This window comes from Trinickia camelliae (assembly GCF_053525655.1).
Genome location: NZ_JBCHAA010000001.1, coordinates 97,703 through 120,958 on the forward strand (window position 1 = coordinate 97,703; position 23,256 = coordinate 120,958).

General features: G+C 62.3%; 25 protein-coding genes. 18 read left to right on the forward strand and 7 right to left on the reverse strand.

Going from position 1 to position 23,256, the window contains the following annotated elements; genetic code table 11:
• Positions 1–20: 20 nt before the first annotated feature.
• Entirely contained in the window at positions 21–2,153 is a 2,133-nt protein-coding gene (locus tag AAHK20_RS00475) for a 3-hydroxyacyl-CoA dehydrogenase NAD-binding domain-containing protein (RefSeq protein ID WP_449179462.1), read from the reverse strand.
• Positions 2,154–2,265: 112 nt separating this feature from the next.
• Between AAHK20_RS00475 and AAHK20_RS00480 the strand changes: the two genes are divergently transcribed.
• The 3 genes from AAHK20_RS00480 (at position 2,266) to AAHK20_RS00490 (ending at position 4,700) form a co-directional block, all read left to right on the forward strand.
• Positions 2,266–3,162: a LysR family transcriptional regulator gene (locus AAHK20_RS00480; protein WP_449179463.1), complete on the forward strand. Its 897-nt coding sequence runs from the start codon at positions 2,266–2,268 to the stop codon at positions 3,160–3,162.
• Between the two features lie 261 nt (positions 3,163–3,423).
• On the forward strand, positions 3,424–4,140 hold the full coding sequence (locus tag AAHK20_RS00485) for an autoinducer binding domain-containing protein (RefSeq protein WP_449179464.1): 717 nt from the start codon (positions 3,424–3,426) through the stop codon (positions 4,138–4,140).
• A gap of 47 nt (positions 4,141–4,187) precedes the next feature.
• The gene (locus tag AAHK20_RS00490; RefSeq protein WP_449179465.1) at positions 4,188–4,700 is read left to right on the forward strand and encodes a 3-hydroxyacyl-ACP dehydratase FabZ family protein; all 513 of its coding nucleotides are present in this window, start codon (positions 4,188–4,190) and stop codon (positions 4,698–4,700) included.
• An 87-nt stretch (positions 4,701–4,787) separates the two neighbouring features.
• On the opposite strand, the gene fabF is transcribed toward AAHK20_RS00490, so the two are convergent.
• Positions 4,788–6,029 carry a beta-ketoacyl-ACP synthase II gene (gene fabF, locus AAHK20_RS00495; RefSeq protein WP_449179466.1) on the reverse strand — a complete coding sequence of 414 codons (1,242 nt, stop codon included), beginning with the start codon at positions 6,027–6,029 and terminating at the stop codon, positions 4,788–4,790.
• Positions 6,030–6,275: 246 nt separating this feature from the next.
• Between fabF and AAHK20_RS00500 the strand changes: the two genes are divergently transcribed.
• From AAHK20_RS00500 to fabD, 12 genes are all read left to right on the forward strand, one after another.
• Complete coding sequence (locus AAHK20_RS00500) at positions 6,276–6,791, forward strand: 3-hydroxyacyl-ACP dehydratase FabZ family protein (RefSeq protein ID WP_449179467.1); 516 nt, start codon at positions 6,276–6,278, stop codon at positions 6,789–6,791.
• A complete protein-coding gene (locus AAHK20_RS00505; protein WP_449179468.1) occupies positions 6,739–8,082 on the forward strand; it encodes a beta-ketoacyl-[acyl-carrier-protein] synthase family protein in 1,344 nt (447 codons plus the stop codon). Before AAHK20_RS00500 ends, AAHK20_RS00505 begins: the two co-directional genes overlap by 53 nt.
• Positions 8,079–8,819 (forward strand): SDR family oxidoreductase, encoded by a 741-nt coding sequence (locus AAHK20_RS00510; RefSeq protein ID WP_449179469.1) that lies wholly within the window; start codon positions 8,079–8,081, stop codon positions 8,817–8,819. Before AAHK20_RS00505 ends, AAHK20_RS00510 begins: the two co-directional genes overlap by 4 nt.
• A gap of 10 nt (positions 8,820–8,829) precedes the next feature.
• Positions 8,830–9,639 (forward strand): SDR family oxidoreductase, encoded by an 810-nt coding sequence (locus AAHK20_RS00515; RefSeq protein WP_449179470.1) that lies wholly within the window; start codon positions 8,830–8,832, stop codon positions 9,637–9,639.
• A 41-nt stretch (positions 9,640–9,680) separates the two neighbouring features.
• Positions 9,681–9,941 carry a phosphopantetheine-binding protein gene (locus tag AAHK20_RS00520; RefSeq protein WP_449179471.1) on the forward strand — a complete coding sequence of 87 codons (261 nt, stop codon included), beginning with the start codon at positions 9,681–9,683 and terminating at the stop codon, positions 9,939–9,941.
• 42 nt (positions 9,942–9,983) lie between these two features.
• The gene (locus tag AAHK20_RS00525; protein ID WP_449179472.1) at positions 9,984–10,877 is read left to right on the forward strand and encodes a diiron oxygenase; all 894 of its coding nucleotides are present in this window, start codon (positions 9,984–9,986) and stop codon (positions 10,875–10,877) included.
• Positions 10,878–10,972: 95 nt separating this feature from the next.
• Complete coding sequence (locus AAHK20_RS00530) at positions 10,973–11,569, forward strand: methyltransferase family protein (RefSeq protein ID WP_449179473.1); 597 nt, start codon at positions 10,973–10,975, stop codon at positions 11,567–11,569.
• A gap of 2 nt (positions 11,570–11,571) precedes the next feature.
• Positions 11,572–12,552 (forward strand): 3-oxoacyl-ACP synthase III family protein, encoded by a 981-nt coding sequence (locus AAHK20_RS00535; protein WP_449179474.1) that lies wholly within the window; start codon positions 11,572–11,574, stop codon positions 12,550–12,552.
• Between the two features lie 51 nt (positions 12,553–12,603).
• A complete protein-coding gene (locus AAHK20_RS00540; protein ID WP_449179475.1) occupies positions 12,604–13,731 on the forward strand; it encodes an SDR family oxidoreductase in 1,128 nt (375 codons plus the stop codon).
• Positions 13,732–13,734: 3 nt separating this feature from the next.
• Entirely contained in the window at positions 13,735–13,995 is a 261-nt protein-coding gene (locus AAHK20_RS00545) for an acyl carrier protein (protein WP_449179476.1), read from the forward strand.
• 92 nt (positions 13,996–14,087) lie between these two features.
• The gene (locus tag AAHK20_RS00550) at positions 14,088–15,752 is read left to right on the forward strand and encodes an amino acid adenylation domain-containing protein (protein WP_449179477.1); all 1,665 of its coding nucleotides are present in this window, start codon (positions 14,088–14,090) and stop codon (positions 15,750–15,752) included.
• A gap of 47 nt (positions 15,753–15,799) precedes the next feature.
• Positions 15,800–16,654, forward strand: a complete 855-nt coding sequence (gene fabD / locus AAHK20_RS00555; protein ID WP_449179478.1) for an ACP S-malonyltransferase — start codon at positions 15,800–15,802, stop codon at positions 16,652–16,654.
• Here the strand turns inward: fabD and AAHK20_RS00560 are convergent.
• The 4 genes from AAHK20_RS00560 to AAHK20_RS00575 all read right to left on the reverse strand — a co-directional run bounded on the left by AAHK20_RS00560 (position 16,567) and on the right by AAHK20_RS00575 (position 19,506).
• Positions 16,567–17,400, reverse strand: a complete 834-nt coding sequence (locus AAHK20_RS00560) for a 4'-phosphopantetheinyl transferase family protein (protein ID WP_449179479.1) — start codon at positions 17,398–17,400, stop codon at positions 16,567–16,569. The two genes, fabD and AAHK20_RS00560, sit on opposite strands and share 88 nt — an antisense overlap.
• Before the next feature lie 75 nt (positions 17,401–17,475).
• Positions 17,476–17,922 carry an STY0301 family protein gene (locus AAHK20_RS00565; protein WP_449179480.1) on the reverse strand — a complete coding sequence of 149 codons (447 nt, stop codon included), beginning with the start codon at positions 17,920–17,922 and terminating at the stop codon, positions 17,476–17,478.
• 2 nt (positions 17,923–17,924) lie between these two features.
• Positions 17,925–18,305 (reverse strand): BPSL0067 family protein, encoded by a 381-nt coding sequence (locus tag AAHK20_RS00570; protein WP_449179481.1) that lies wholly within the window; start codon positions 18,303–18,305, stop codon positions 17,925–17,927.
• Between the two features lie 235 nt (positions 18,306–18,540).
• Positions 18,541–19,506 carry an AraC family transcriptional regulator gene (locus tag AAHK20_RS00575; protein WP_449179482.1) on the reverse strand — a complete coding sequence of 322 codons (966 nt, stop codon included), beginning with the start codon at positions 19,504–19,506 and terminating at the stop codon, positions 18,541–18,543.
• A gap of 109 nt (positions 19,507–19,615) precedes the next feature.
• On the opposite strand from AAHK20_RS00575, the gene AAHK20_RS00580 reads away from it, so the two are divergent.
• From AAHK20_RS00580 to AAHK20_RS00590, 3 genes are all read left to right on the forward strand, one after another.
• The gene (locus AAHK20_RS00580; RefSeq protein WP_449179483.1) at positions 19,616–19,792 is read left to right on the forward strand and encodes a hypothetical protein; all 177 of its coding nucleotides are present in this window, start codon (positions 19,616–19,618) and stop codon (positions 19,790–19,792) included.
• Between the two features lie 123 nt (positions 19,793–19,915).
• On the forward strand, positions 19,916–20,695 hold the full coding sequence (locus AAHK20_RS00585) for an oxidoreductase (protein ID WP_449179484.1): 780 nt from the start codon (positions 19,916–19,918) through the stop codon (positions 20,693–20,695).
• Positions 20,696–20,784: 89 nt separating this feature from the next.
• A complete protein-coding gene (locus AAHK20_RS00590) occupies positions 20,785–21,780 on the forward strand; it encodes a zinc-binding alcohol dehydrogenase family protein (protein ID WP_449179485.1) in 996 nt (331 codons plus the stop codon).
• Positions 21,781–22,193: 413 nt separating this feature from the next.
• On the opposite strand, the gene AAHK20_RS00595 is transcribed toward AAHK20_RS00590, so the two are convergent.
• Entirely contained in the window at positions 22,194–23,240 is a 1,047-nt protein-coding gene (locus AAHK20_RS00595) for an ABC transporter substrate-binding protein (RefSeq protein ID WP_449179486.1), read from the reverse strand.
• Positions 23,241–23,256 lie beyond the last annotated feature (16 nt).

Here is a 23,256-nt window from a genome sequence, read left to right on the forward strand (position 1 = left end):
ATGGCTGAGTCATTGCTGACTCATTGTTGATTCAAGCTCGCGAAATCCGCGCCGCGCTCGACGAGTTCAACGATGAGCGGCGACGGCTTCCAGAACAGCGCGTCTTCTTTCTCGAACGCGCGCAGGTCGGCGAGGATGGTCGCGAGTCCCACCGTGTCCGCGTACTTCATCGGGCCGCCGCGATAGCGCGGAAAACCGTAGCCGTAGAGCAGCGTCATGTCGACGTCGAGCGGCCTCAAAGCGATGCCTTCGCGCACGATATTCGCGCCTTCGTTGATGACGATGGCCATCAAGCGGCGCACGATTTCCTCGTCGGTGAAACTGCGCGGCGTGATGCCGGCGCGCGCGCGCTCGGCGTCGATGATCGCTTCGACTTCGGGATCGGGCGTGCCGGTGCGCGCGCCTTCGGGGTACAGATAGAAGCCGCGTTGCGTTTTCTGTCCGAACCAGCCGCGCTCGCAGAGGCGGTCCGCGATCTCGACGTAGCGCGCGTTCGGATTGCGCGTCGGCGCGCGGCGTTTGCGCGCTGCCCAGCCGATGTCGCCGCCCGCGAGATCGACCACTTGATACGGTCCCATCGGATAGCCGAAATTGCGCATCGCGCTGTCGATCTGATAGGGCGACGCGCCGTCTTCCATGAGGTAGTCGGCGGCAGTGCGGTAGACGGCGAGAATCCGGTTGCCGATGAAGCCATCGCAGACGCCCGCGCGCACCGGCACCTTGCGCAGCTTCTTCGCGAGCTCGAACGCGGTGGCGACGACGTCCGCGCTGACCTTCGCGGGCACCACGATTTCGAGCAGCTTCATGATGTTGGCCGGCGAGAAGAAGTGCAGACCGATTACGTCGGAAGCGCGCGAGGTGCTCGCGGCGATCTCGTCGATGTCGAGGTACGAGGTGTTGGTCGCGAGCACGGCGCCGGGCTTGCAGACGCGATCGAGTTCGGCGAACACGGCCTTCTTGACCGCCATGTCTTCGAACACCGCTTCGATCACGAGATCGGCCGCGGCGAGCGCATCGTACGACGTGCTGCCGTTATAGCGCGCCATCACGGCGGCCTTCGCGTCGGCGCTCATGCGGCCCTTGCCGATGAGCCCGTCGTAGACGCGCTCGACATGCGCGCGGCCTCGGGCCAGCGCTTCGTCGTCGCGCTCGATCATCGTGACGGGCAGGCCCGAGTCGAGCACGGCGACCGCGATGCCCGCGCCCATCGTGCCGCCGCCGATCACGCCGACGCGCGCGATCTCGCGCGGCGACGCGCTGCGCGTTTCAGGGGCCTTGGCGACTTCGCGCTCGGCGAAGAACGCGTGGATCAAGCCCGCGCGCTGCGGACTGTCGAGGCATTGCAGGAACAGCTTCCGTTCGAGCGCGAGCCCTTGATCGAACGGCAGGTCGAGCGCCGCAACGGCTGCTTCGACGATCTTCAGCGGCGAGAAGAGGCCGCGCGATTTGCGCTCGGTGTCCTTGCGCGCGGCCTCGATGGCGGCGCGGCTCGCATCGCGATCGGCGAGCGCGTTGGCCGCGCGAGTGGGCCGCACGCTCGCATGCGACGCGAGCAGTTCCTGCGTGTAGGCGAGCCCTTCGGCGAGGATATCGTCGCTCTGCGCGAGGCGATCGACGAGGCCGAGCTTCGCCGCTTCCGTGCCGCTCGCGTGACGGCCGGAGAGCATCAGATCGAGCGCGGCGGCGGAGCCGATCAGACGCGGCGCACGCTGCGTGCCGCCCGCGCCGGGCATCAGGCCGAGCTGCACTTCGGGCAGCCCGAGCTTCGCGCTCGCGACAGCGATCCGGTAGTGCGCAGCGAGCGCGATCTCGAGACCGCCGCCGAGCGCCGCGCCATGGATCGCCGCGACGACCGGCTTCTTGCACGCCTCGATGCGGTTGCAGACATCCGGGAGCGCGGGCGCCTGCGGCGGCTTGCCGAACTCGCGGATGTCGGCGCCCGCGATGAAGTTGCGCCCCGCGCCGACGATCAGCACGGCGGCGACGCTCGCATCGGCATCGGCGGCTTCGATCGCGGCGAGCAGGCCGCGCCGGACCTCGACGCCGAGCGCATTGACGGGCGGGTTGTCGATGCCGACGAGCAGGATCTTGCCGTGCATCGTGCGCGTGACGGCGGGAGCGGAAGTGTCGGGGGAGAGGGGGGTGTCGGGCATGGCGTTGTCTCCGATAGTGGCTTTGGAGACGATTGTCGGGTGGCTAGGCACAATTGACAATCCGGGATCGGATTGACAGACTGTCAAGGAATTTTTGACAACCGGGCGCACAATGGATTTGAACTCCCTGTCCTTGCTCGTCGAGATCCTGGATGCCGGCAACCTCAGCGAGGCAGCGCGGCGCTTGAAGATGACGCGGGCGAACGTGAGCTACCACCTGAACCAGTTCGAGCGTTCACTGGGCTTGCAGCTCGTGCGGCGCACGACGCGGCGCGTCGAGCCGACCGAAGCGGGCCTGCGTCTCTACGAGCATGGCCGCGCGATCCGCAACGAGCTGCTGGCCGCGCGGGAATCGGTCGCCGCGCTGGGGTCGACCTTGCAGGGACGGGTGCGCCTGAGCGTGCCGAGCGGCTATGGGCAGCTCGTCATGTCGAGCTGGCTCATCGAGTTCAAGCGGCAGCATCCTGGGATCGTGCTCGACGTCATGTTCGAGAACCGCGTCGAAGATCTGATGCGCGACGAAGTCGATATCGCCGTGCGCGTGATGTCCGAGCCGCCGCAGAGCCTGGTCGCGCGCGACATGGGGCCGGTGCGCTATGTCGCGTGCGCGTCGCCGGCCTTCGCGGCCGAGCGCGGCATGCCCGTCCAGCTCGACGACTTGCGCACCGCGCCTGTGATCACGGCGGCGGTAGTGGGGCGGCAGTTGCGCGTGGCGGCCTACCTCGATGACGATCGGCACGAGGTGCTGCTCGAGCCGACGCTGATCTCGGAGAACTTTCTGTTTTTGCGGCAGGCGATTCTTGCCGGGCTCGGCGTTGGAATCGTGCCGGACTATGTCGTCGCGGATGTCTTGCGCAGCGGCGATGTCGTGACCGCGCTCGATGCGTGGCGCTTGAGCATCTTCGGCACACGGATGTACATGCTTTATATGTCCAACCGCCATCACACGCGGGCGGCTAGCGCATTCATCGAGTTCGTGCTGAACGAGGCGCACAAGCACGCGCCGTGACAAAAAACGCCATTAATCGCGACAAAAAGCGCCATTAATACTATTTATTCTGATATACCAGGCGAAGGTAATGCCGGGTAATGCGAGAAATCCGCTCGCGTGCAGCAATAACTCGCTTCAATTGAGAAAGCTCTGATAAAGTTAAGCGCCAACGGCGATTTCTTTGCAAACCGAGCCCATTCATTAGGCGGGAGGCAAAAACGTTTTCTCGCCGTTCAAATCGGGCTGAAGCTGCTTGCTTCAAGGTATATCGTGTGCCTTATGGATAAAATCGAAAATTTGAACGAGACGCTTGAATTGCTCGAATGCAAGGATATAAACGAATGGTCGGAATCCATCTTCAAGCTGGCTCGCCAGTATGACTTTCCATACGTCTACTTCGGCATCAAGTCATCCAGAGGGGCGTCATGCCGGTCGGCCTTCGTGCAAACCAATTTCCCGGCGGCCTGGCAGCGCATGTATGACGTGCACTATTACCCAATAGACCCGATCGCATTGCATTGCACTCAGCATATGCACCCGCTGGTCTGGGACGCCGAAACGTTCGCCACTGAGCGGCAGCGGGAATTCTTTGAAGAAGGCTGCCAATACGGGCTTCGCTCGGGGATCGGCTTTCCGATCCACGGGCCGCAGGGGCAGGCCGGCATTCTTTGTCTCGCTTCGGAGGGCAAGGCTCGCAACGACGCGCGAATTCGAGCCTCGCTGTCGATGCTGCGCGATTACGCATGCGAATCGTATCTCAAGGTCTCTCGTTCCCAGGCTGGCAGCCCGCCGTCCACCTCGTTGACGCCGCGCGAGCTCGAGTGCCTGAGATGGGTGACGGCCGGCAAGACGAGCTGGGAGATGTCGCGCATCCTGTCGTGCTCGGAAGCGACGATCAATTTTCATATCTCTAACCTGACCAAGAAGTTCGGCGTGCAAACGCGCCGGCAAGCCGTGATCCGCGCCATCTCCGAAGGCTTGGTCGCACCCGTTTGAAGCTTCGGGCACGCGAGTCGCTGCCCGGCACGAAGGACATATCTCCGATGGAATCCAACCTGCCGTTGCCGGCCAGTGAGGCCGGCCAAGCGAGCGCGATCGTCTGCGATCGCGCCGCGATCGAACAGCTCCTGCGGCATCGGGGGCACGCGCTGTTCCTGCACGCCGCGACCGTCACTCAGTGGCGCGTCGAGGCGCTGGCTTGCTGGGATGCCGCCCATCCTCATCTGCAGGGCCATTTCCCCGGACTGCCCATCGTGCCGGGCGTGTTCCTGGTCGAGGCCGCGGCTCAAGCGGTGGGTTTGGTTCTGGGCACCGTGCCGCAAGAGGAAAGCGGCGATGCGCCGGATCGTATGCCGGTGCTCGCCGGCCTCAATGGCTGCCGGTTGCACCATATGGTGCGGCCTGGGGACGTGGTGAGCTTCGAGGTGGAGGTGCGGGCCGTTGTCGACGGAAAGTACTACGAGGCGACGGCGCTCGCGCGGGGCGCAGGCGGCGTCAAGATCCTGAACGTCGAATTGAACGTGGCGATGGTGTCGCGCAGCGAGGCCGCCGGCTAGGAACCGGCGGCCTCGCTGCGGCCCGTTGGCGGCCGGCGCTCGCGAGCCGCCTCGGCTGTGCAGGCCGGGCCGCGCGGGCAAACCGGGTCAAGTGAACCGGCGGAACACCAGCGTGCCGTTCGTGCCGCCGAAGCCGAACGAATTGGACAGCGCGACATCGATCGGCATGTGCCGGGCGGTGATGGGCACGTAATCGAGGTCGCATTCCGGGTCGGGTCGGGTCAGGTTGGCGGTGGGCGGCGCGACCTGGTGATGGACAGCGAGCGCGGTGTACACCGCCTCGACGCCGCCAGCGGCGGCCAGCAAGTGTCCCGTCACCGATTTCGTCGAGCTGATCGCGAGGTGCTTGGCGTGCGCGCCGAAGGCGGCCTTCAACGCGGCCGTTTCCGCACGATCGCCGAGCGGCGTCGACGTGCCGTGCGCGTTGACGTATTGCACGCTGTCGGCCGTGACGCCCGCATTGCGCAGGGCATTGAGCATGCAGCGGGCCGCGCCGTCCCCGTTCTCCGCCGGGCTCGTGATGTGGAATGCGTCCCCGCTCAGGCCGAAGCCGGCCAGTTCCGCGTAAATCCGGGCGCCGCGCCGGCGCGCGTGCTCCAGTTCCTCGAGCACGACGATGCCCGCGCCTTCGCCGAGCACGAAGCCGTCCCGCTCGGCGTCCCACGGGCGGCTCGCCGTTTCGGGGCTGTCGTTGCGCGTCGAGAGCGCCTTGGCGCGGCCAAAGCCCGCGAGGCTGCTCTCCGTGATCGCCGCTTCCGCCGCGCCCGCGATCATCACGTCGGCATCGCCGTACTCGATCAGCCGGGCGGCGTCGCCGATCGCGTGCGTCGCGGTCGAGCACGCTGTCGCCATGGCGAGGTTCGGCCCCTTGAGCCCGTACAGGATCGAGAGGTGGCCCGCGACCATATTGATGATCGATGACGGCACGTAGAACGGCGACACCCGCCGCGGTCCCTTGTCCTTCATCGTGAAGGCGGTATCGACGATGGTCTGGACGCCGCCGATTCCCGAGCCGACGTGAACGCCCATTCGGTGTGCGTTCGCGTCGGTCACTTCGAGGCCGCTGTCGACGAATGCCTCCATGCCGGCCACGACGCCGAGCTGAATGAAGCGGTCCATATGGCGGACCTCTTTTTCCGAAATGAAGCGGGTTGCGTCGAACCCCTTGATCTCGCCTGCGATCTGCGCCGGAAAATCCGTCGTATCGAAAAAAGTGACCCGGCCGATCCCGCTGCGGCCGGCAACGATATTCGACCAGTTTTCCTCGACGCCAATCCCAACCGGGGAAATGGCGCCAAGACCGGTGACAACGACTCTTCGCTTGTTCATCTTTTTCCTCTTTGATATCGCATTGGAAACGTCATGGTTTCGAAAACGATTAATTGCCGCCATGCACGCGATACTGAGATCCCAATTGCGCCCGCAATTTCGCCGAGCTCGCTTCCAGGCGCTCGCGCAACGTCCCGGCGGGCGATTATGGCGTGGCTTTCCGCCTCCTTATACTGGTACTTTTTATAGGTTGGCCGTCTCGAATGCGATGTTAGAGTTTCGCGAAATCAAAAATAAGGAATGAGAGTGTTGAGAGAAACTCTTGATAATTGGATTAAAGAGAGTCGGGCAATAAGGCTAAATCAGCCAATTGAAATTCAGGTGGATGTAAAAGAGCTTCTGCCGCATCGGGGAAACATGCTGTTAATCGACGGCTTGACGCATATCGCTCGCGATCGGACTGCGATCGCGGCGAGGATGTCGGTCCGCCGCGGCGACCTCGTATTCGACGGGCATTTTCCGGGCGACCCCGTTTATCCGGGTGTGTTGCTCGTGGAAGCGATTGCCCAAGCCGGCGTTTGCCTCGTGAAACTCGCCTCGCACGACAGCGTCGCCGAGGCCTGCGCAGCCGGGGCGCGAGTGCGGGCCATCAAAGTGCTTTATGCCGAATTCACCGGCGAGGTGAAGCCCGGCGAGACGGTGAATATCGAAGTGAAGACATTCGAGGTGTCGTCATTCCTGTCCGTGTTCGGTGGCCGAATCGTAGGGAGTGACGGCGCGGTGCGGACTACTGCGATCGTGGAGGTGTACGTTGGCGAGTGAGCGTGACGAAATCGTAATAACGGGAATGTCGATCAATACGCCGCTCGGCGATACGCTCGACGGTTTCATCGATGCGCTGTACGAGGGCAAGTCCGCGCTCTCGAACTGGCATTCGATCGACGCTTCGCGAATCTACTCCAAGGTCGGCGCGGATCTCGGCGCCTATGATCTCGAAGCCAAGCTGCAATCGCTCGAGGGGCGGATTCCCGGCGACGTCTGGCGGCGTCTGCGCAAGCTGCACGTCAAGCTGCCGTGGAGCACCAAGATCACGACGACGCTGGCCGTGGACGCCTGCGCCGACGCCGGCCTGTTCGAGCGCAAGCCGGACCCCGCGCGCATCGGCGTGATCGTCTCGGGACACAACATCAACGTCAACTACGACTTCGACAATCGAACGCAATTCGATCGCGAGCCCGACTACATCGATTCGCTGTACGGCCTGCAGACGCTCGACACCGACCATGCGGCGGCGGTGTCGGAGGTGCTGGGCATCTATGGTCCCGTCTATACGATCGGCGCGGCGTGCGCGAGCGGCAACGTCGCGGTGCGCAACGCCATTGACGAGCTGAAGCATCACGGCCTCGAGACGATGATCGTCGTCGGTCCCGTGTTCGACTGGTCGCCGGTCATGCTGCACGGCATGGCGCTGCTCGGCGCGATCTCGTTCAATGGGTTCGTCGATTCGCCGCAGCAGGCAAGCCGCCCGTACGACATGCGGCGCGAAGGGTTCGTCCCGGCGCACGGGGGCGGGGCGCTCGTCCTGGAAAAGCGCCGGGCGGCGAGGTCCGCCGGCCAGACGTACTACGCGCAGGTCCTGGCCGCGGAGGCGACCTCGTCGGCCAGTCATTTGCCGACGCCGTCGGCCGAATGGCAGGCCGAAGCGATGCGCCGAGCGCTCGGCTCCGCGCAGATCGAGCCTTCCCTGATCGACTATGTGAGCGCGCACGCCACCTCGACGCCGCAAGGCGACCTCAGCGAGTTGCAGGCGATCCAGAACGTGTTCGGCGAGCACGCGCACGATCTGCATATCAATGCGCCCAAGAGCCTGCTCGGGCACACGTGCTGGTCGGCGCCGGTCGTCGAGCTGGTGGCGGCGGTGCTGCAGATGCAGCGCGGCAAGATCCACCGGACGATCAACGTCGACGAGCTCGATCCGCAGGTGACGCTCGACGTGACCGCGCACGCGAACCGCGAACTGGAGATCCGCTATTTGATGAAGAACTCCTTCGGCTTTGGCGGCATCAATTGCGTTTCGATCCTGAAAGCGCCGGAAACGGGGGAAGCGCGATGATTTTCGTCATTACAGGCGGCTCCCGCGGCATCGGCGCCGAGATCGTCGCGAAGGCCGTGGCCGCCGGGCACAGCGTCGCGTTTACGTACAACTCGAACGAGGCGGCGGCGCAGCGCGTCGTCGAGCAGGCTCGCTCGATCGAGGCGGATGCCATATGCAAGGCGTATCCGCTTGACGTGCGCAATTCCGCCGCGGTGGACGCGTTCGCCGACAGCGTGCTGCGCGACTTCGGCACGGTCGATGTCGTGGTCTCGAACGCAGGGGTGAATCGCAACGCGCTCCTGATGTCGATGTCGGACGAGGAGTGGTCCGACGTGTTGGCCGTCAATCTCACCGGCGCCTTCCATGTGGCGCGTGCGTTCGTGCCGGCGATGCTCGAGAAGCGCTTCGGCCGCTTCGTCTTCCTGTCCTCGCTGAGCCGGGACGGCCTGTCGGGGCAGGCGAACTACGCGGCGACGAAAGCAGGGCTCCTCGGCCTGTCGCGAACCATCGCGAAGGAATATGGCAAGCGCGGCATCACGAGCAACGTCGTGGCGCCGGGCATGATCGATACCGATATGTCGCGCGAAAACATGTCCGACGTGCACGGCCGATTCTGGGAGACCCATAGCACGCTGCGCCGCGTCGGCAGCGCCGCCGAGGTGGCCGCCGCGGTGATGTTTTTCGCGCAGCCCGAGGCGGCCTACATCAACGGAACCTGCCTGCCGGTCACTTCCGCGCTGGACTGGGTACCTTGAGAGGGCGGCGATGAAGACCTTGGTCGATTACGACAATCAAGCCGTCGTCGTGACGGGCGCGACGCGCGGCATCGGGCTGGAAACGGCGCTGGCCTTCGCGGCCGAAGGCGCGCATTGCTATCTGACGTTTCATCTCGGCAGCGCCGATCTGGACGGCGTGTACCGGCGCTTCGAGGCGATCGGCGCGCGGCCGCCGAGCATCCTCCAGTGCAACGCGGCGAACGAAGACGAGACGCAGGCGCTGTTCGACGCCGTCAGAGCGGAGCACGACCGGGTTGCGGCATGGATATCGAACGTTTCGGTTGCGCAGCTCGTGCCCGACTTCGAGAGCTATCGCAAACGGGCGCTGTTCCAGTCGATCGAATCGAGCGCGTGGCCGCTTTACGACGGCATCACGCGCATCAAGCGGACCTTCGGCGCCTATCCGAAGTACGCGATCGGGATGTCGAGCGCCGGAGCGGGGCAGTACCTGCATAACTACGACTTCATGTCGGCGTCCAAGAGCGTGCTCGAAACGCTGTGCCGGTACGCGAACTACCGGCTCTACGACGAGGACATCCGCATCAATGTGGTGAGAGCAGGCATGGTCAAGTCCGAGTCGATGCGCCTCACGTTCGGCGACGCGTTCGCCGGCAAGGCGCGCGAGTTCGAGCTCGACCGCTACTACCTCGATCCGCGCGCCGTGGCGAGCGCGATTCTCGGCTTGTGCAGCGGATACATGGATGCGGTGCGCGGCGAAGTGATTTCCGTCGACAAGGGATTCCACTTCTTCGACACCTTCATGAGGATTTACTCCGATCAGCAGCGCGAGGCGCGCTGATCGCTCAGTTTCAACTCGATTTCAACCTAAGGAGCAACCAGATGGCTGATGTTCAAGAAATCCGCGAAATCATTGTCGGCTTCGTCAAGCGCACGCTGCCCGAACTGAAGTACCAGGAGATCGACACGCGCCAGTCGATGAAGGAGCTGGGAGCGACGAGCATCGACATTCTCGAAGTCGTTTCGGCCAGCATGCGCAAGCTCAACGTGCAGGTTCCGCGCGACAAGCTGGGCCAGCTCAAATGTCTCGACGACCTGATCAATCTGCTGGCGTCGATCGTCGACGAAAAAGTGACGCAGTAACGGTTCGGCGCCGCTCAATCGGCAAATCGGGAATACATGCATATGGATACGCTAGAGCTTGGGCAAGCCGGGCTGAACGAGGTGGCTAAGCGGCTTTCGTCCATTTCGCTCAGTCCCGCCAAGGGATTGCATCAGCCGTTTACGCGCGTGGCTTATCAGGCGGAGCTGGACCGGAATCGTCCGCAGTTTCCGGAGGAGCTGCTGAGTCTCTACCACCATCCCATTTACGCCAGCCTGAGCGCCGAGCAGAAATGGAAACTGGGGCTGCTGGAGACGATCAACTTCTTTTCCATCAACATCCACGGCGAAAGAAAGCTCGTGCAGGGCCTGGAGGAGCGGCTCTACGTGCCGTCGAGGTTCGGCGGCTCGTGGGATATCGGCGATTACCTGCAGCATTTCATTCACGAAGAAAATGCCCACACGCACATGCTCGCGGGCTATTGCTATCGCTACGGGGACGGCGTGATGAAGGATTACGCCATTCAGGTGGAGGAGCCCAGGCTGAGCGATGTCGGCGCCGAACTGCTGTTCTTTGGCCGCGTCTTCGTCCTGGAAATGTTCCTCGACTACTTGAACACCAACGCGATGCGCGACGAGCGGCTCGATGTCACGGTGAGGCAGATTCATCGCTTTCACCATGACGAAGAAGCGCGTCACATGGCGTTCGACCGCGAAGTGATCGAGTGCTGCGTCAAACGCGCGGAAGCAGCGGGACTTCACGACGAGATGAAGCTGATCGCTAAGCTTCTGGACGACTATGGCCGGGTTGCGGTGAAGAGCCTCTATTCGCCTGTCGTCTACAAGAAGATCGGCATCAAGGATCCGACGGTGATTGCGCAGGAAGCGCAGGCGATCCCGCAGCGAGTGAAAGTCGAGAATGCGTGGCGCGCGAATGCACGCGCGTTCCTGGACAAGATGAGGCTCTCCGTCCACTGACGCAGCAAGGCCGTGAGGCCGCAGGCGCAGCGTCGACCTGCATTCGGATTCAAAGAATCTTTTCATATTCCATAGTCATCCTAACAGGCAAAAACATGATTACCTTATTCCGGGCGGTAGCGCTCGCCGTGTTCGCACTATTCGTCTTCTACGTCTTCGACATTCGGCACAAGAAAGGCATGAAGCCGCTCATCACCGGACCGTGGACTTCTCTGATGAAGCTGCTTTCCCTGGCGATGCTGATTCTGTACGCGTACCTGCTCGTCACGCTGAAGTCCATCGAATGGTTCGACATCGTCGCGCTCGCGGTCACCGCGGCCGGCGCCTCGCTCGTGATGGCCGCCAAGCTGACGCTCGGCCGCTATCACACCTGGGCCGGCTATCACTTGCCCGAGACGACCATCGTCAGCCACGGTATTTATTCGCGCCTGCGCCATCCCCTCTATACCGGGACGATCCTGTTCGAGATTGGCGCGTTCTTCGTGATTTTCCCGAGCATGTCGATCTATCCGGAGTACGCGTCTTACCTCATCGCGGGCATTTTCGCCTACATGATCTGCTTCAACATCTACCTGGCAACCTGCGAATCCAAGGCAATGAAGCAGAAGTTCGACAAGCAGTTCGACGATTACAAGGCGCGCGTGCGGGCCTTCATTCCGATCAATAAGTCTTCGAACATGGCGGGGCGGTAAGCATGTCGACCAACGATCAATCGAACGTGTTCGGCATCCATGCCATCGAGTACCTGGTGCCGCCGATTCGCCATTCAGTGCGCGAGCTGCACGACAAGGGGCTGCTGATCAGCACGCCCGAGGCCATGGAAGAGCTGGGCTTCGAGTACGGCCTGATGTGGGATCGTCCTGCCACGGCGGCGGCCGCCGAAGTGGTCGACCGCGTGCTCAAGCGCGCGAATATCGATCCCGCGGACGTCGATCTCCTGATCAACGCGACCGCGATCTCGGAGAGCTCGCTCGTGCCGCCGAGCTACTCGGCGCCGACAACTGACGAGAACCGGCATCTGCAGCAGTTCATGAATTCCAGCGCGCGGATTCAGGATGAGCTGGGCCTCGTCAACGCCAAGACGATGGGTTTGTGCGAAGTCAGTTGCTCCTCGCTCATGACGGCGATCTGGACTGCCCGGGCTCTGATGATCGAGGAAGGCAAGGACATCGCCGTGTGTGTGAACGTCGACAAATTTCCCGATGGTTACAAGCGGGAAGTCGTCTACAACGTCGTCAGCGATTCGGCGTGCGCCGTCGTCGTCAAGCGCGGCGAGACGCGCAACCGCATCGTCACGTACGAGGCGATGACGCGCGGCTACTACTGGGACAGCGATCGCCGCCAGAACGAGATGATGGCGTCGTACTTCACCACCGGCAGCCGGATCGTCCAGAAGACGCTGAAGAAGGCGGCCATGAAGCTCGACGACATCTCGCTGATGATTCCGCACAACGTCAGCTTGCGCAGCTGGCAGATCCTGAGTGACCTGATCGGCTATCCGATCGAGAACGTGTACACCGGCAACATCGCGCAGATGGGGCATTCGATCGCCGCCGACAACTTCATCAACCTCAAGGATGCGGCCGCCGAAGGGCGTCTTGCCGAAGGCGACCTGACGATGCTCTACACGTTCGGGCTCGGCGCGCATTGGGGCTGCATGATTCTCGAGGCTTAGGGAACTTAAGGCACTTAGGGCAGGGGATACCGCATGTTATTTGTTACGGGAATGACAGGAGCCTTCGGAGTCGAGATACTCCGCATCCTGTTGCGCGATCACAAGGACAAGGAAGTCGTCGCACTGATCCGCGCGAGCGATCCGCAAAAGCTCGAGGAGCGATGGACCAAGCTTCTTGCGATCGCATCGGACGGCGAATTGAAGCCGGAGGACGTGCCGGGCTTCACGCCGCTCGCCGGCGACATCACGAAGCCGCACTTGGGTCTGTCCGTCGCACAGACACAGTCGTTGTGCGAGCGCGTCGAGGAGATCATGCACAGCGCAGCGACCGTCGACTTCGACGAGCCGCTCGACAGCTGCCGCATCATCAACGTCGAGGGCACGCGCAACGTCCTTCGTCTGGCAACCGATTGCGCGCGCCTGAGGAAATTCGCGCACGTGAGCACGCTCTACGTGGCGGGGCGGCGCAGCGGGAACATCTTCGAGCACGAGCTGGAGCACAGCGACGGTTTCGTCACGATGGGCTATGAGGAGTCGAAGTACGAAGCCGAGCTGCTGATTCGCCAGTACATGCCGCGCCTGCCGATTACGGTCTATCGGATGTCGCTGCTGATGGGATGTTTGCGCGACGGCTATGTGAACGACTACGGGGCGATACACCGCTACCTGATGTTCATGTACAGGGGCATCGCGCCCTGCTTCCCGGGCATCCCGAGCTGTCCGCTGGATTTCCTGCCGTACGACTACTCCGCCGAATGCTTCATGACTTTGTTCGGCAAGCACTTCAAGGGCGGGGATACGTACCAGATCAGCGCCGGGGAACGATCGCCGACGACAGAGCGCTGGCTCGAGCTGACGGCGCAGACCTACGCGAAGCATTCGGCGTCGTGGCGCAAAGGTTCGTACAACTCGCCGGACATCGTCACATGGCCGACCTATCAGCTCTACAAGAAGACGATCCTGACGATCGAGAACATGGAGTTCATGAAGGTGGTCAGAATCCTCGACAGCTGCGCGGAGGAATGCTTCTGCCCGAAAGTGTTCAAGCGGGACAAGCTGAACGCCGCTCTTGGCGTGGGCATGGACAGCGTTCCGGACTACGAAGACTACTACCCTCGAATTCTCGAGCATTGCATCGAGATGAACTGGGGGCTGTCGCCAAAATATGTAAAGGCTTGAGTCATGGAAAACGACATTGCAGAAAAGAACGCGTTCATCGCCAAGGTGATCGGCATCCTGGAGCCAATCGTGGCGCGGAAAAAGCTGGAAATTCGCATCGAGCCGGACACGCCGCTGTTCGATTCGAGGATCCTGGACTCGGTCACCTTCGTCGAGTTCATCACGGCGCTCGAGGTCGAGTTGGACGTGAGCGTGCCGGACCAGAAGATGTCGACGCAATTCTTTGCGACACCCGCGCATATCGCGGAGCACTTCGGCAACTGAGAGGTTGCCGCGCGGCAAGCGAGCGCGCGGCGATTCCTGCGCCGATTCCTGCGCCAATTGCCGGCACATCAACGAGAGACGGATGAGGGCCCATGAGCGGTAACGTAGAAACGACATGCCACGCCGTGCACGCGGGCCTTTTCGAGCGTGCGGCGGCGAGTCCCGCCAGCATCGCGCTGGACTTCGGGGATCGGACCTGCAGTTACGGCGATCTGCAAAGGCTGTCGCTCGCCATCGCCGGCGCCGTCGGGGCCTGCGGCCCGGATGGCGCCGCCTCGCCTTGGGTCGGCATGCTGGCCGGCAAGAGCCTTCATGGCTATGCGGCCATGCTGGGCATCCTGGCGGCCCGCAAGGGCTACATGCCGTTGTCCTGCTCGGCGCCGGGAGTCCGCCTTGCCGACATGATCGAGCGCAGCGGCACATCGCTGATCTTTGCCGACGAGGAGGGCGTGCGTGCGTTGCCCTCGGTGCTGGCGCACATGGACCGGCGCTTGACCGTGCTTGTCGGCGTGGCCGGCTTGGCCGAAGAAGACGCGGCGGCTCAAGTCGAAGCCTTGGAGAAAGCGTGGCCATCGCATGCTTTCAGGCGGGTGGCGCCCGAAACGCTGGAGAGCAAAGCGCTGGCCAGCGAAGCGCTCGCGCTGGAGGTGCATCGCGATACGCCGGCTTATTTGCTGTTCACGTCCGGCAGTACGGGGCGCCCTAAGGGTGTGATGGTGAGCCACGGCAACGTGCGGCATTTTCTCGATGCGATGGCGGACCGGTATGCCTTCAAGGCGACCGACCGCTTCTCGCAGAACTTCGATTTCACGTTCGATCTGTCGGTGTTCGACGTCTTCGCGTGCCTGGAGGCCGGCGGTTGCATCTGCGTGCCTTCCGGCGGCGATAGGGTATTGCCCGCGCGCTATATCGATCGCTCACGTCTGACGGTGTGGTTTTCCGTTCCGTCCGCCGTGACGGCGATGCAGGCGGCACGGCAGCTGAAGCCAGGCGCCTTTGGCGGCCTGCGGTTCAGTTTCTTCTGCGGCGAAGCGCTGATCGTCAAGGCCGCGCGCGCATGGCAGGCGGCCGCGCCTGCCGGGAAGCTCGTCAACCTGTACGGCCCGACGGAAGCCACGATCTGCTGCACCGAGTATGTGTGGAGTGCTGACGACCGGTCGCTTGCCGACGAGCACGTCGTGCCGATCGGCAGCGCGTTTCGGGGGCTTCACGCAAGCGTGCGGGACGAGAGCGGGGTGGTGGTCGCCGGCGAGGAAATCGGCGAGCTGTGCATCGGCGGGCCGCAGGTGGCGCTGGGCTATCTCGACTCGCCTGAAGAGCACGAAAAGCGCTTCGTCGAAGACGTATCGAGCGGCCAACGTTTTTATCGAACGGGTGACCGGGTGTTCTTCGATGCGCGCGGTTGCTTGCGTTTCGTCGGACGCGTCGATCATCAGGTGAAGGTCAGAGGCTATCGAATCGAGCTCGGGGAAGTCGAGCAGGCGCTGCGTGCCTGCAACGCCGAGGCGAACGCCGTGGCGGTGCCCTGGCCGCCGCTGGCGCCGCACGAGCGCCTCATTGCAGTGTGCGAGGCCGGCGGGCGGGACGAGCGCGACGGCCAGCGCTTGATCGGCGAGCTGCGGCAACGGCTTCCCGACTATATGCTGCCCGGCGAAGTTGTCTTCATGGACCGGTTCCCGTTGAACGGCAATGGCAAGATCGACCGGCGCGCCGTGACACAAGCGCTGGCGGACCGGTTGAGTCAGCCGGCCGACTGACGGGGCGGCGCGGCTGCGCGCGGCGGATCACGTAACGAGGAAAACGTATGTCCGTATTCATGTTTCCCGGGCAGGGCTCGCAAAAGAAGGGCATGGGAGGCGAGCTGTTCGCGCGGTTTCCGAGCGAAGCGGCCGTGGCGAGCCGTATCGTCGGCTACTCGATGGAGGCGCTGTGCGTGGCTGACGCGGAGGGCAAGCTCGACAACACCCGCTATACGCAGCCGGCGCTCTTCACGGTCAACGCGTTGCACTATCTGGCGATGCAAGAGGAAGGCGGCTCGAAGCCGCGATACTTCATCGGCCATAGCCTTGGGGAGTACAACGCGCTCCATGCCGCCGGCGCGATCGACTTCTCCACGGGCGTCGAGCTGACGATGCTGCGCGGCCGCCTCATGAGCGAGGCGCGCGAGGGCGGCATGGCGGCGGTTCTGGGCATCGGCGAGGAGGACATCCGTGCCGGGTTGCGTGAGGCGAAGCTCGATCGCGTCTACGTCGCCAATCTCAACGCGCCGACGCAAACCGTGATTTCGGGCGAGACAGAGCAATTGCGCGCGGCGTTGCAGTGGCTGGGGGATCGCCTTGGCGCGGTGTGCGTAGAGCTCAATGTGAGCGGTGCATTTCATTCGCCCTTGATGGAAGACGCGCGCGCCGAGTTCGGCAATCGATTGGCGGCAGTGGCGTTTCGCGAGCCCGTCACGCCGGTTATCGCCAACGTCGGCGCAAGGCCGTATGTAGCAGGCGGCATGCGTGCAGGCCTGGAGCAACAGCTGACGTCTCCCGTGCGGTGGACCGATACGATTCGCTATTTGCTCGATCAAGGCGAAACGGAGTTCGTCGAAGTCGGCCCGGGCCGGGTACTGACGCAACTCGTCGACCGGATCAGGCGGAGTGCACATGTGTAGGTCGATTCGACGCTCAAGCCGCCAAGGAATTCGGGTGCGGCCCAATGGATCGCGACTTGCACCTCGGCGTCCGCATCGATCCCAACAGCTAGTGCAAGCATCGCCTCGTCGGTAACCGGTGTGCTCAGGAAGCGCCAGCCGTCCGGATGCGCTTCCTCGTCGGCATGAAATGCAACGCGCGGCGTATCGGACAGATCGAACGACACAGACGACAACGGCATGGACAGGCCGATGCCTTTAGCCTTGACGTACGCCTCCTTTAGGGTCCAATAGGCGTAAAAGCTGCGGCTCAGTTCGGCTTCGGGTGTCGCCGCGAGCCGTTCCGATTCGCTTGATGCAAAAAAGCCTCGCGCCATGGCGAGAAAATCTCTTTCCTGCGTGACGTTTTCGACGTCGATCCCGATTTGGGCAATCTCCGAGATCACGCAGGCAGTGAGCCCCAACGTGTGCGAGACGTTGAAATGCAGGTGACGGTACGCCGGCGGCGATTCAACGAACGGGCGGCCAAACGCGTTGCTGCCGAAGCACCACTGATTGGGAGGAACGTGCGTGCGGGTGTGCAGCAGCGATCGTAGAAACGCCTTGGACCGAATGAACAGAGTCTTCTCGCTGGCGATCAAGATCCGTTGTGCAGCCTCTTGCTCCGCGTTGCTTAGCAGGTCCAGATAGGGTGCGGCTGGAGCCGGCGAATGAGGGAGTGTCGGCAACAGCCACACGTCGAGCTGATGGTGCGGTGAAGTTCGCAAGGTTATCGAAGCGTGATGGTTCTAGTGCAGGCGCGGACGGCGGGGCGGTGAGCGCCCCGGTCACTCAGCGCGTCGTCAAGGTTTTCCAACGCAACGCCAGCTCTTGGCTACCGGAGGAGTAAAGCGGTTGTCATATTCGACCGTGCAACGGTCGATATTCCTTTCCAGCGGCTTGGCGAGGATGACGCTCGTTCCGGAATATTCGCAGCCGACCCAATAGGCGGTTTCCGATTTCGGCAGTATCCAGGTGGCCGTCGTGCTTGCAGCGTGATTGCGTTTTTGCTGCGAGGGCGCCAATTGGGCCTTTTGATCGGGCGTGCCGGACCAGAAGGAAACGCCCGAAAACGGATAGTCGTCTTTCGCGTCGTAACGTGTCCAGCCTTCAGGTGCGTTGCCGTCGAGATTTTGCGCGACGGATATTTTGGCGGGGCAAACCGGATTCTCATCCGCCATTGCCGGAAAACAAATGAATGCCGTTGCCGCCAGCACCGAGGGGAAAATAAAAGCGTGTACGGGATTCATGTTTATTTGATCACGGAAAATGCGTCGCCGTTGTTGCTCGGAGTAATGAAATGCCCGTTCTTGTCCTTGCCGAGAAAGGGCAGACGCCGTTTCTTGATCGTGCCGCTCGTCGACCACTGGTCGACGACGATGATGCCGCCCGCGTCTTGGCCGACATACAGGGCGGCGTGATTGCCGGAAGCGTGATTCTGGTAGCGGCCGTCGACGAATGTCGCGATTGCCGTGCCTTTCTTGAGTAACAGGTTGCCTTTGACGTTTTCGCCTTCGTGCCATAACGACGAGGCCGGTGCTCCGGCAAATTGCTTGACGAGCGCGACGCATTGTTTGTTGCCGACGGTCGGTAATTTTTCCAGAGATTCGGCATCTCCGTAGATATATGGCATTTACTTCTCCTCGTTTTCCGGTTGATTTCCCGGTTAAGGCAAATTTGCGGCGAAGATTCGGATGCCAATTCTAGCCGAATGAATTGAAATTGGATTGGGGGTTTTAGTGTTTTTAGTGTCCGTAATATGGCGGTTTCCTGGGTACATCGCCCGTTATTACTCCCTCACGCCTCTCGGCACTGCTAGCGATGTGTCGGCAAGATGAGCCTGAAGTCGAGGTCAGATTGTTTAAGGTTTACGCCTCGGCAGTGATCAAATCACGAAGTCGCATAGCATCGCGAAGTGGGGGCTCTCCGAACAGCCGCTTATATTCCCGGTTGAATTGGGACGGACTGTCGTAACCCACCGCGAAGGCCGCGGCGCCAGCATCGAGCTGTCGCGTGATAATCAGGCGCCGCGCCGAGTGCAATCGCAAATGCTTTTGATACTGTAACGGAGTCATCGACGTCACCGCCTTGAAGTGCTCGTGGAACGTCGAGAGACTCATGTTGGCGACTTCGGCGATCTCGTCGATCTTGATGGCTGACGCATAGTGAACCCTGATCCACTCGATGGCCTTCCGGATCTGCGACAGCCGGCTGTCGGCCTGCGCGATCTGCCGGATCAAGGCGCCCTGTGGACCGCATAACAGTCGATACACCACTTCCCGCTCGATGAGGGGCGCGAGTATGGCCGCGTCTTGAGGATTGGCCAACGCACCGACCAGTCGGGTCAGGCAGTCCGTCAGTTCAGTCGTCAACGGGCTCGTCATCATGCCCAGATTCGGCAATTGCCGTTTTCCGTCTACCGGCACGGCCAGCAGCATGTCGCTCAGTATGCTCATCTCGAACTTCAACATTAGGCCGAGAAACGGGCGCTTCGCCGTGGCATGTACAAGAACATTGGTCGCCGGCAGATCGACCGACACGATTGAGTACTGCCCGGCCTCGTAAAGGAACGGCATGACACCCAAGGTCGCCTGTTTGGAACCCTGCACGACCACGCACAGCGCCGGTTCGAGCATCTTGGGAGTTGAACGCTCAAAGGGGGCATCCGGAGTCGTTGCCCGAAATAGCCTCAGTTCGGGGATGGGGGTTCCGCACACCCCCTCGACATCTCCGCAGAATCGTTCAATTGAAGCCGTCAGGTTTTTGAGCATGGCCAGGCAAATCAGGTTTGAATTCCACGATAAATCATAACGCGGACACTTGGTGTCGCGCATCGGCGAAACCCGCTAGCCAGACAATTAGGCAATATTTCCGGAGAATCTTGCTGGCTGATCCGCTGCGGCCACCTTAGTCTTGGGCGTCAACCAGACTAGGAGTAACACCATGAATCAGCAAACCCTGGAGGCCCAACCTGCGTTCCTGCATGGGCCCAAGCAGCATTTCATCGACGGCCAATGGGCCGACGCCATTTCCGGCGAAACGTTCGCCTCGATCAATCCTTCGGATGGCCGTGAAATCGGCCGGCTCGCGCTCGGCGCGGCAGCGGATACGCCGAGTTAAATCCCGACTACACGCGTCGTCCCGAACCAGATCACCTCTTTCCTATCCTCGATCAACTCGCCCGCGCCAAGGGCGGCTGATACGCCGGGAATATCCCAACCTCCACTGCAAATGGATGGTTTCATGTCCGAATATCTTCTCGATCTCACCAAAGAATTTGCCGGCCGCCGCGCCCTTGTTACCGGCGGGTCGCGTGGCATCGGCGCGGCTACCGTGCAGCGCCTCATCGATGGCGGAGCAACCGTCGTCGTCACCGCCCGGAACACACACGCCGAAACGCCCAAGGACGCAACGTTTATCTCCGGGGACACCCGCACGCTGGAAGGTGCGCAGAAGGTGGCGAAGGAGGCAATCGCCGCGCTCGGCGGCCTCGACATCCTGGTCAACAGCTCCGGCGCCTCCCGACTCCACCTGCCGGCCTCGACCGCAATTCCGGACGAGGAATGGGTCGATAGTCTGAACGTCAACTTCCTGGCCGCGCTGCGTATCACCTACGCGTCGCTGGACGAGCTGGTGAAGACCAAGGGCTCGATCGTCAATGTCACCGCCGGCGGCCGCATCGCGCGCGGCGGCCCGATGGCGCACTACGGCGCCGCCAAGGCTGCGTTGAACAACTGGTCGGAAGCGCTCGCCAAGGAACTGGCCCCTAAGGGTGTGCGCGTCAACATCGTGTCGCCCGGCCCGATCCTCACCCCCGGCGGTAGTGCGGCCCGCAAGACCATCGCCGACGCGATGGGTATCACCGACCAGCAGATCGTCTCCTCAGTGCCGCTCGAAGGCCGGGCCGGCACGGCGCAGGAGGTGGCGGAAGCCATCGCCTTTCTCGTGTCGCCGCGGGCCTCCTACATCACTGGCGATACGCTTTTCGTCAGCGGTGGCTGGGGCACTTTGGCCGGCATGTGACCACAGCGCCTGTCGCCCGATCCTGTCTGACACTCCGTTTCAACACCGGGCGGCGGGCAACCCGGCTTTCCATTGAGAAGGTTCGTTCTATGAAAGCTCTCGTTTATGAAAAGGCGCACAGCCTCGCTGACTTCGCGATCCATCTTACGGATGTCGAAGAACCGGCGCTGCGTGACCAAGACGTGTTGGTCGAAGTTCGCGCCATAGGTATCAATCCCGGCGAAGCGGCCATCCGCAGGATGAAAACCGCCGAACCCGGTGGCCGTGTTCTGCTGGGTTGGGAGTTGGCCGGCGTCGTGGTCGGAACGGGCCCTGCGGTCGAGCGCTTCAAGGTCGGCGATCGGGTCTTCGGCACTGGCGACATGACGCGCGACGGTGCTTGGGCGGAGCGTGTGGCCGTCGATCACCGGATTGTTGCCCTCATTCCCGATCGGCTCTCGTTCACCGATGCGGCGAGTTTGCCCATCGGCGCCCTGACGGCATGGGAGGCTGTTTTCCGCGATCAGGACTCGCTCCCGGCTGGCGTGGATCGTGTGCTCGTCCTGGGCGGCGCCGGGGCTGTCGGTTCGCTTGCCACCCAGCTCCTAAAGGCCAGGACCAAGGCGTCCATCATCAGCACAGCGTCGCGCCCCGCGTCCAAAGAGTGGTGCCGCGAAATGGGCGCCGATCTTGTAGTGGATCACGCCGGCGACGTTATCGCGCAACTGACCGCGGCTGGCATTGCGCACGTCGATTGGGTGCTCTCCACTGCCAAGAGCACCGAAAATATCGGATGGATCGCGCAAGTGCTGCGACCGTTCGGACACCTCTCGATCGTGGACGCAGGCCCTTCGCTCAACGTGAGCCCCCTCGTGATGAAGGCGGCATCGCTCCACACGGAGATGGTGTTCAGCAGGATCATCCACGGCAGCGCCCCCGAAAAGCAGGGACGCATTCTCGAAACCCTCGTAGACCTCGTTCTGGAAGGGCGAGTGAAGCCGATCGCGACGACACGACTGGACGGTCTGAAGGCCGAAACGATGAAGGTGGCCCACGAGCTCGTTGAATCAGGACGGACCATCGGAAAGGTCGTGATCGCAGTTTGACCGAGTCGGGGCGGAGAGCATTTTTTCCGAACGTGGTCCTGAAAAACGTCTGTCTCTGATCGAAGGCGCTACAGCGTGACTGGAATGCTGGATGTAGATACGCCAGCTTCCAATGTGGCGCCGACGTTTAAATGCCAGCTCCAGCCTGTGAGCGAACGGCTTGTGGTGGCCGTACCGGGACACCTCGGTAGCCGCTTCCGTCCCATCGCTTTCACTGCACTGCGTAATGAAAAATCAACCGCGAAATACGGATATCGTTGGTTTTGAATTGGGTCGCCGCGCTTATATGCGGGACAAAAGCGGCGCGGCGTAAAGCGCGGTACGAAGAGAATCTCACTGCAGTTGGCGCGCAGCCTGCGCGATTGCTCGCCCATGCCGCGCGCCGTTGCCGTCATATCGGCATCCGAGCCCGACTAACGCTCGATTTGGCTATTCCACCGCGCATCCCACTGTGCGCGGTGAGCATTGATCACATCCCAATCAACCACATTGACCTTCTTCACCAGCTCGTCGACGTTACCGAGACTTTGCTGCATCGAAGCGGGCATCGTCGCGAGGCGGTTGGTCGGAATCTGCTTGCCCGCGATGGCGGCCTTGGTCTGCGCCGGCGCCGACAGCAGGAATTGCGCGAGCTTCTGCGCAAGCTGCGGATCGGGATTGTTATTGACGACGCACAGATCGACGAGCAGCAGCACCGGGCCTTCCTTCGGGCTCACATAGGCGACCGGGATGCCCTTGTCCTGCAGATCGCCGACGCCGGTCGGCGTGAGCGGGAACAAGCCGGCTTCACCCGTTTGCACCATCTCCGAGATCTTCGCCGAGTTCGGAATGTATTCGACGACGTTCGGCCCGACCGTGCTTTGCCACTTCGTGAAGCCCGGTTCGACGTTCTGCTCGCTGCCGCCCCACAGTCGGTTGATTTCAAGGAATCCATGCAGGCCGAACGTGCTGCTCGACGCCGATTGGAACACCACCTTGCCCTTGTATTTCGGATCGGCGAAGTCGAGCCACGAGGTGGGCGGCGTCCAGCCTTTTTCCTTGAAGAGCTTGGTGTTGTACGCAATGCCCGTCATGCCGAGCTGCACGCCCGCGCCCATGTCGTCCTTCATGCGCGCGAACGGATAGAGTTCCTTGAGGACCGGCGCATCGTCGAGCTTCTTGCACACGCCCATGCTGACCGCGCGCGCCATCACGCCGTCGTCGAGAAACACGACGTGAATCTGCGGATTGCTCTTGTTCGCGAGCAGCTTCGCGAGAATGTCCGACGACGTGCCCGGCACGACGACGACCTTCACATTATTGGCTTTCTCGAAGTCGGGCAGCACCTGGCTCGTGTAGGCCTTTTCCATCGGGCCGCCGTTCATGCCGATGTATATCGTCTTGCTTTGCGCGAAGGCGGGGATGGCGACGGTCAGGCCGCACAAAGCCGCGGCTGCCGCGATCGTTTTGATCAGTTTCATGATGCCTCCCGCCGGG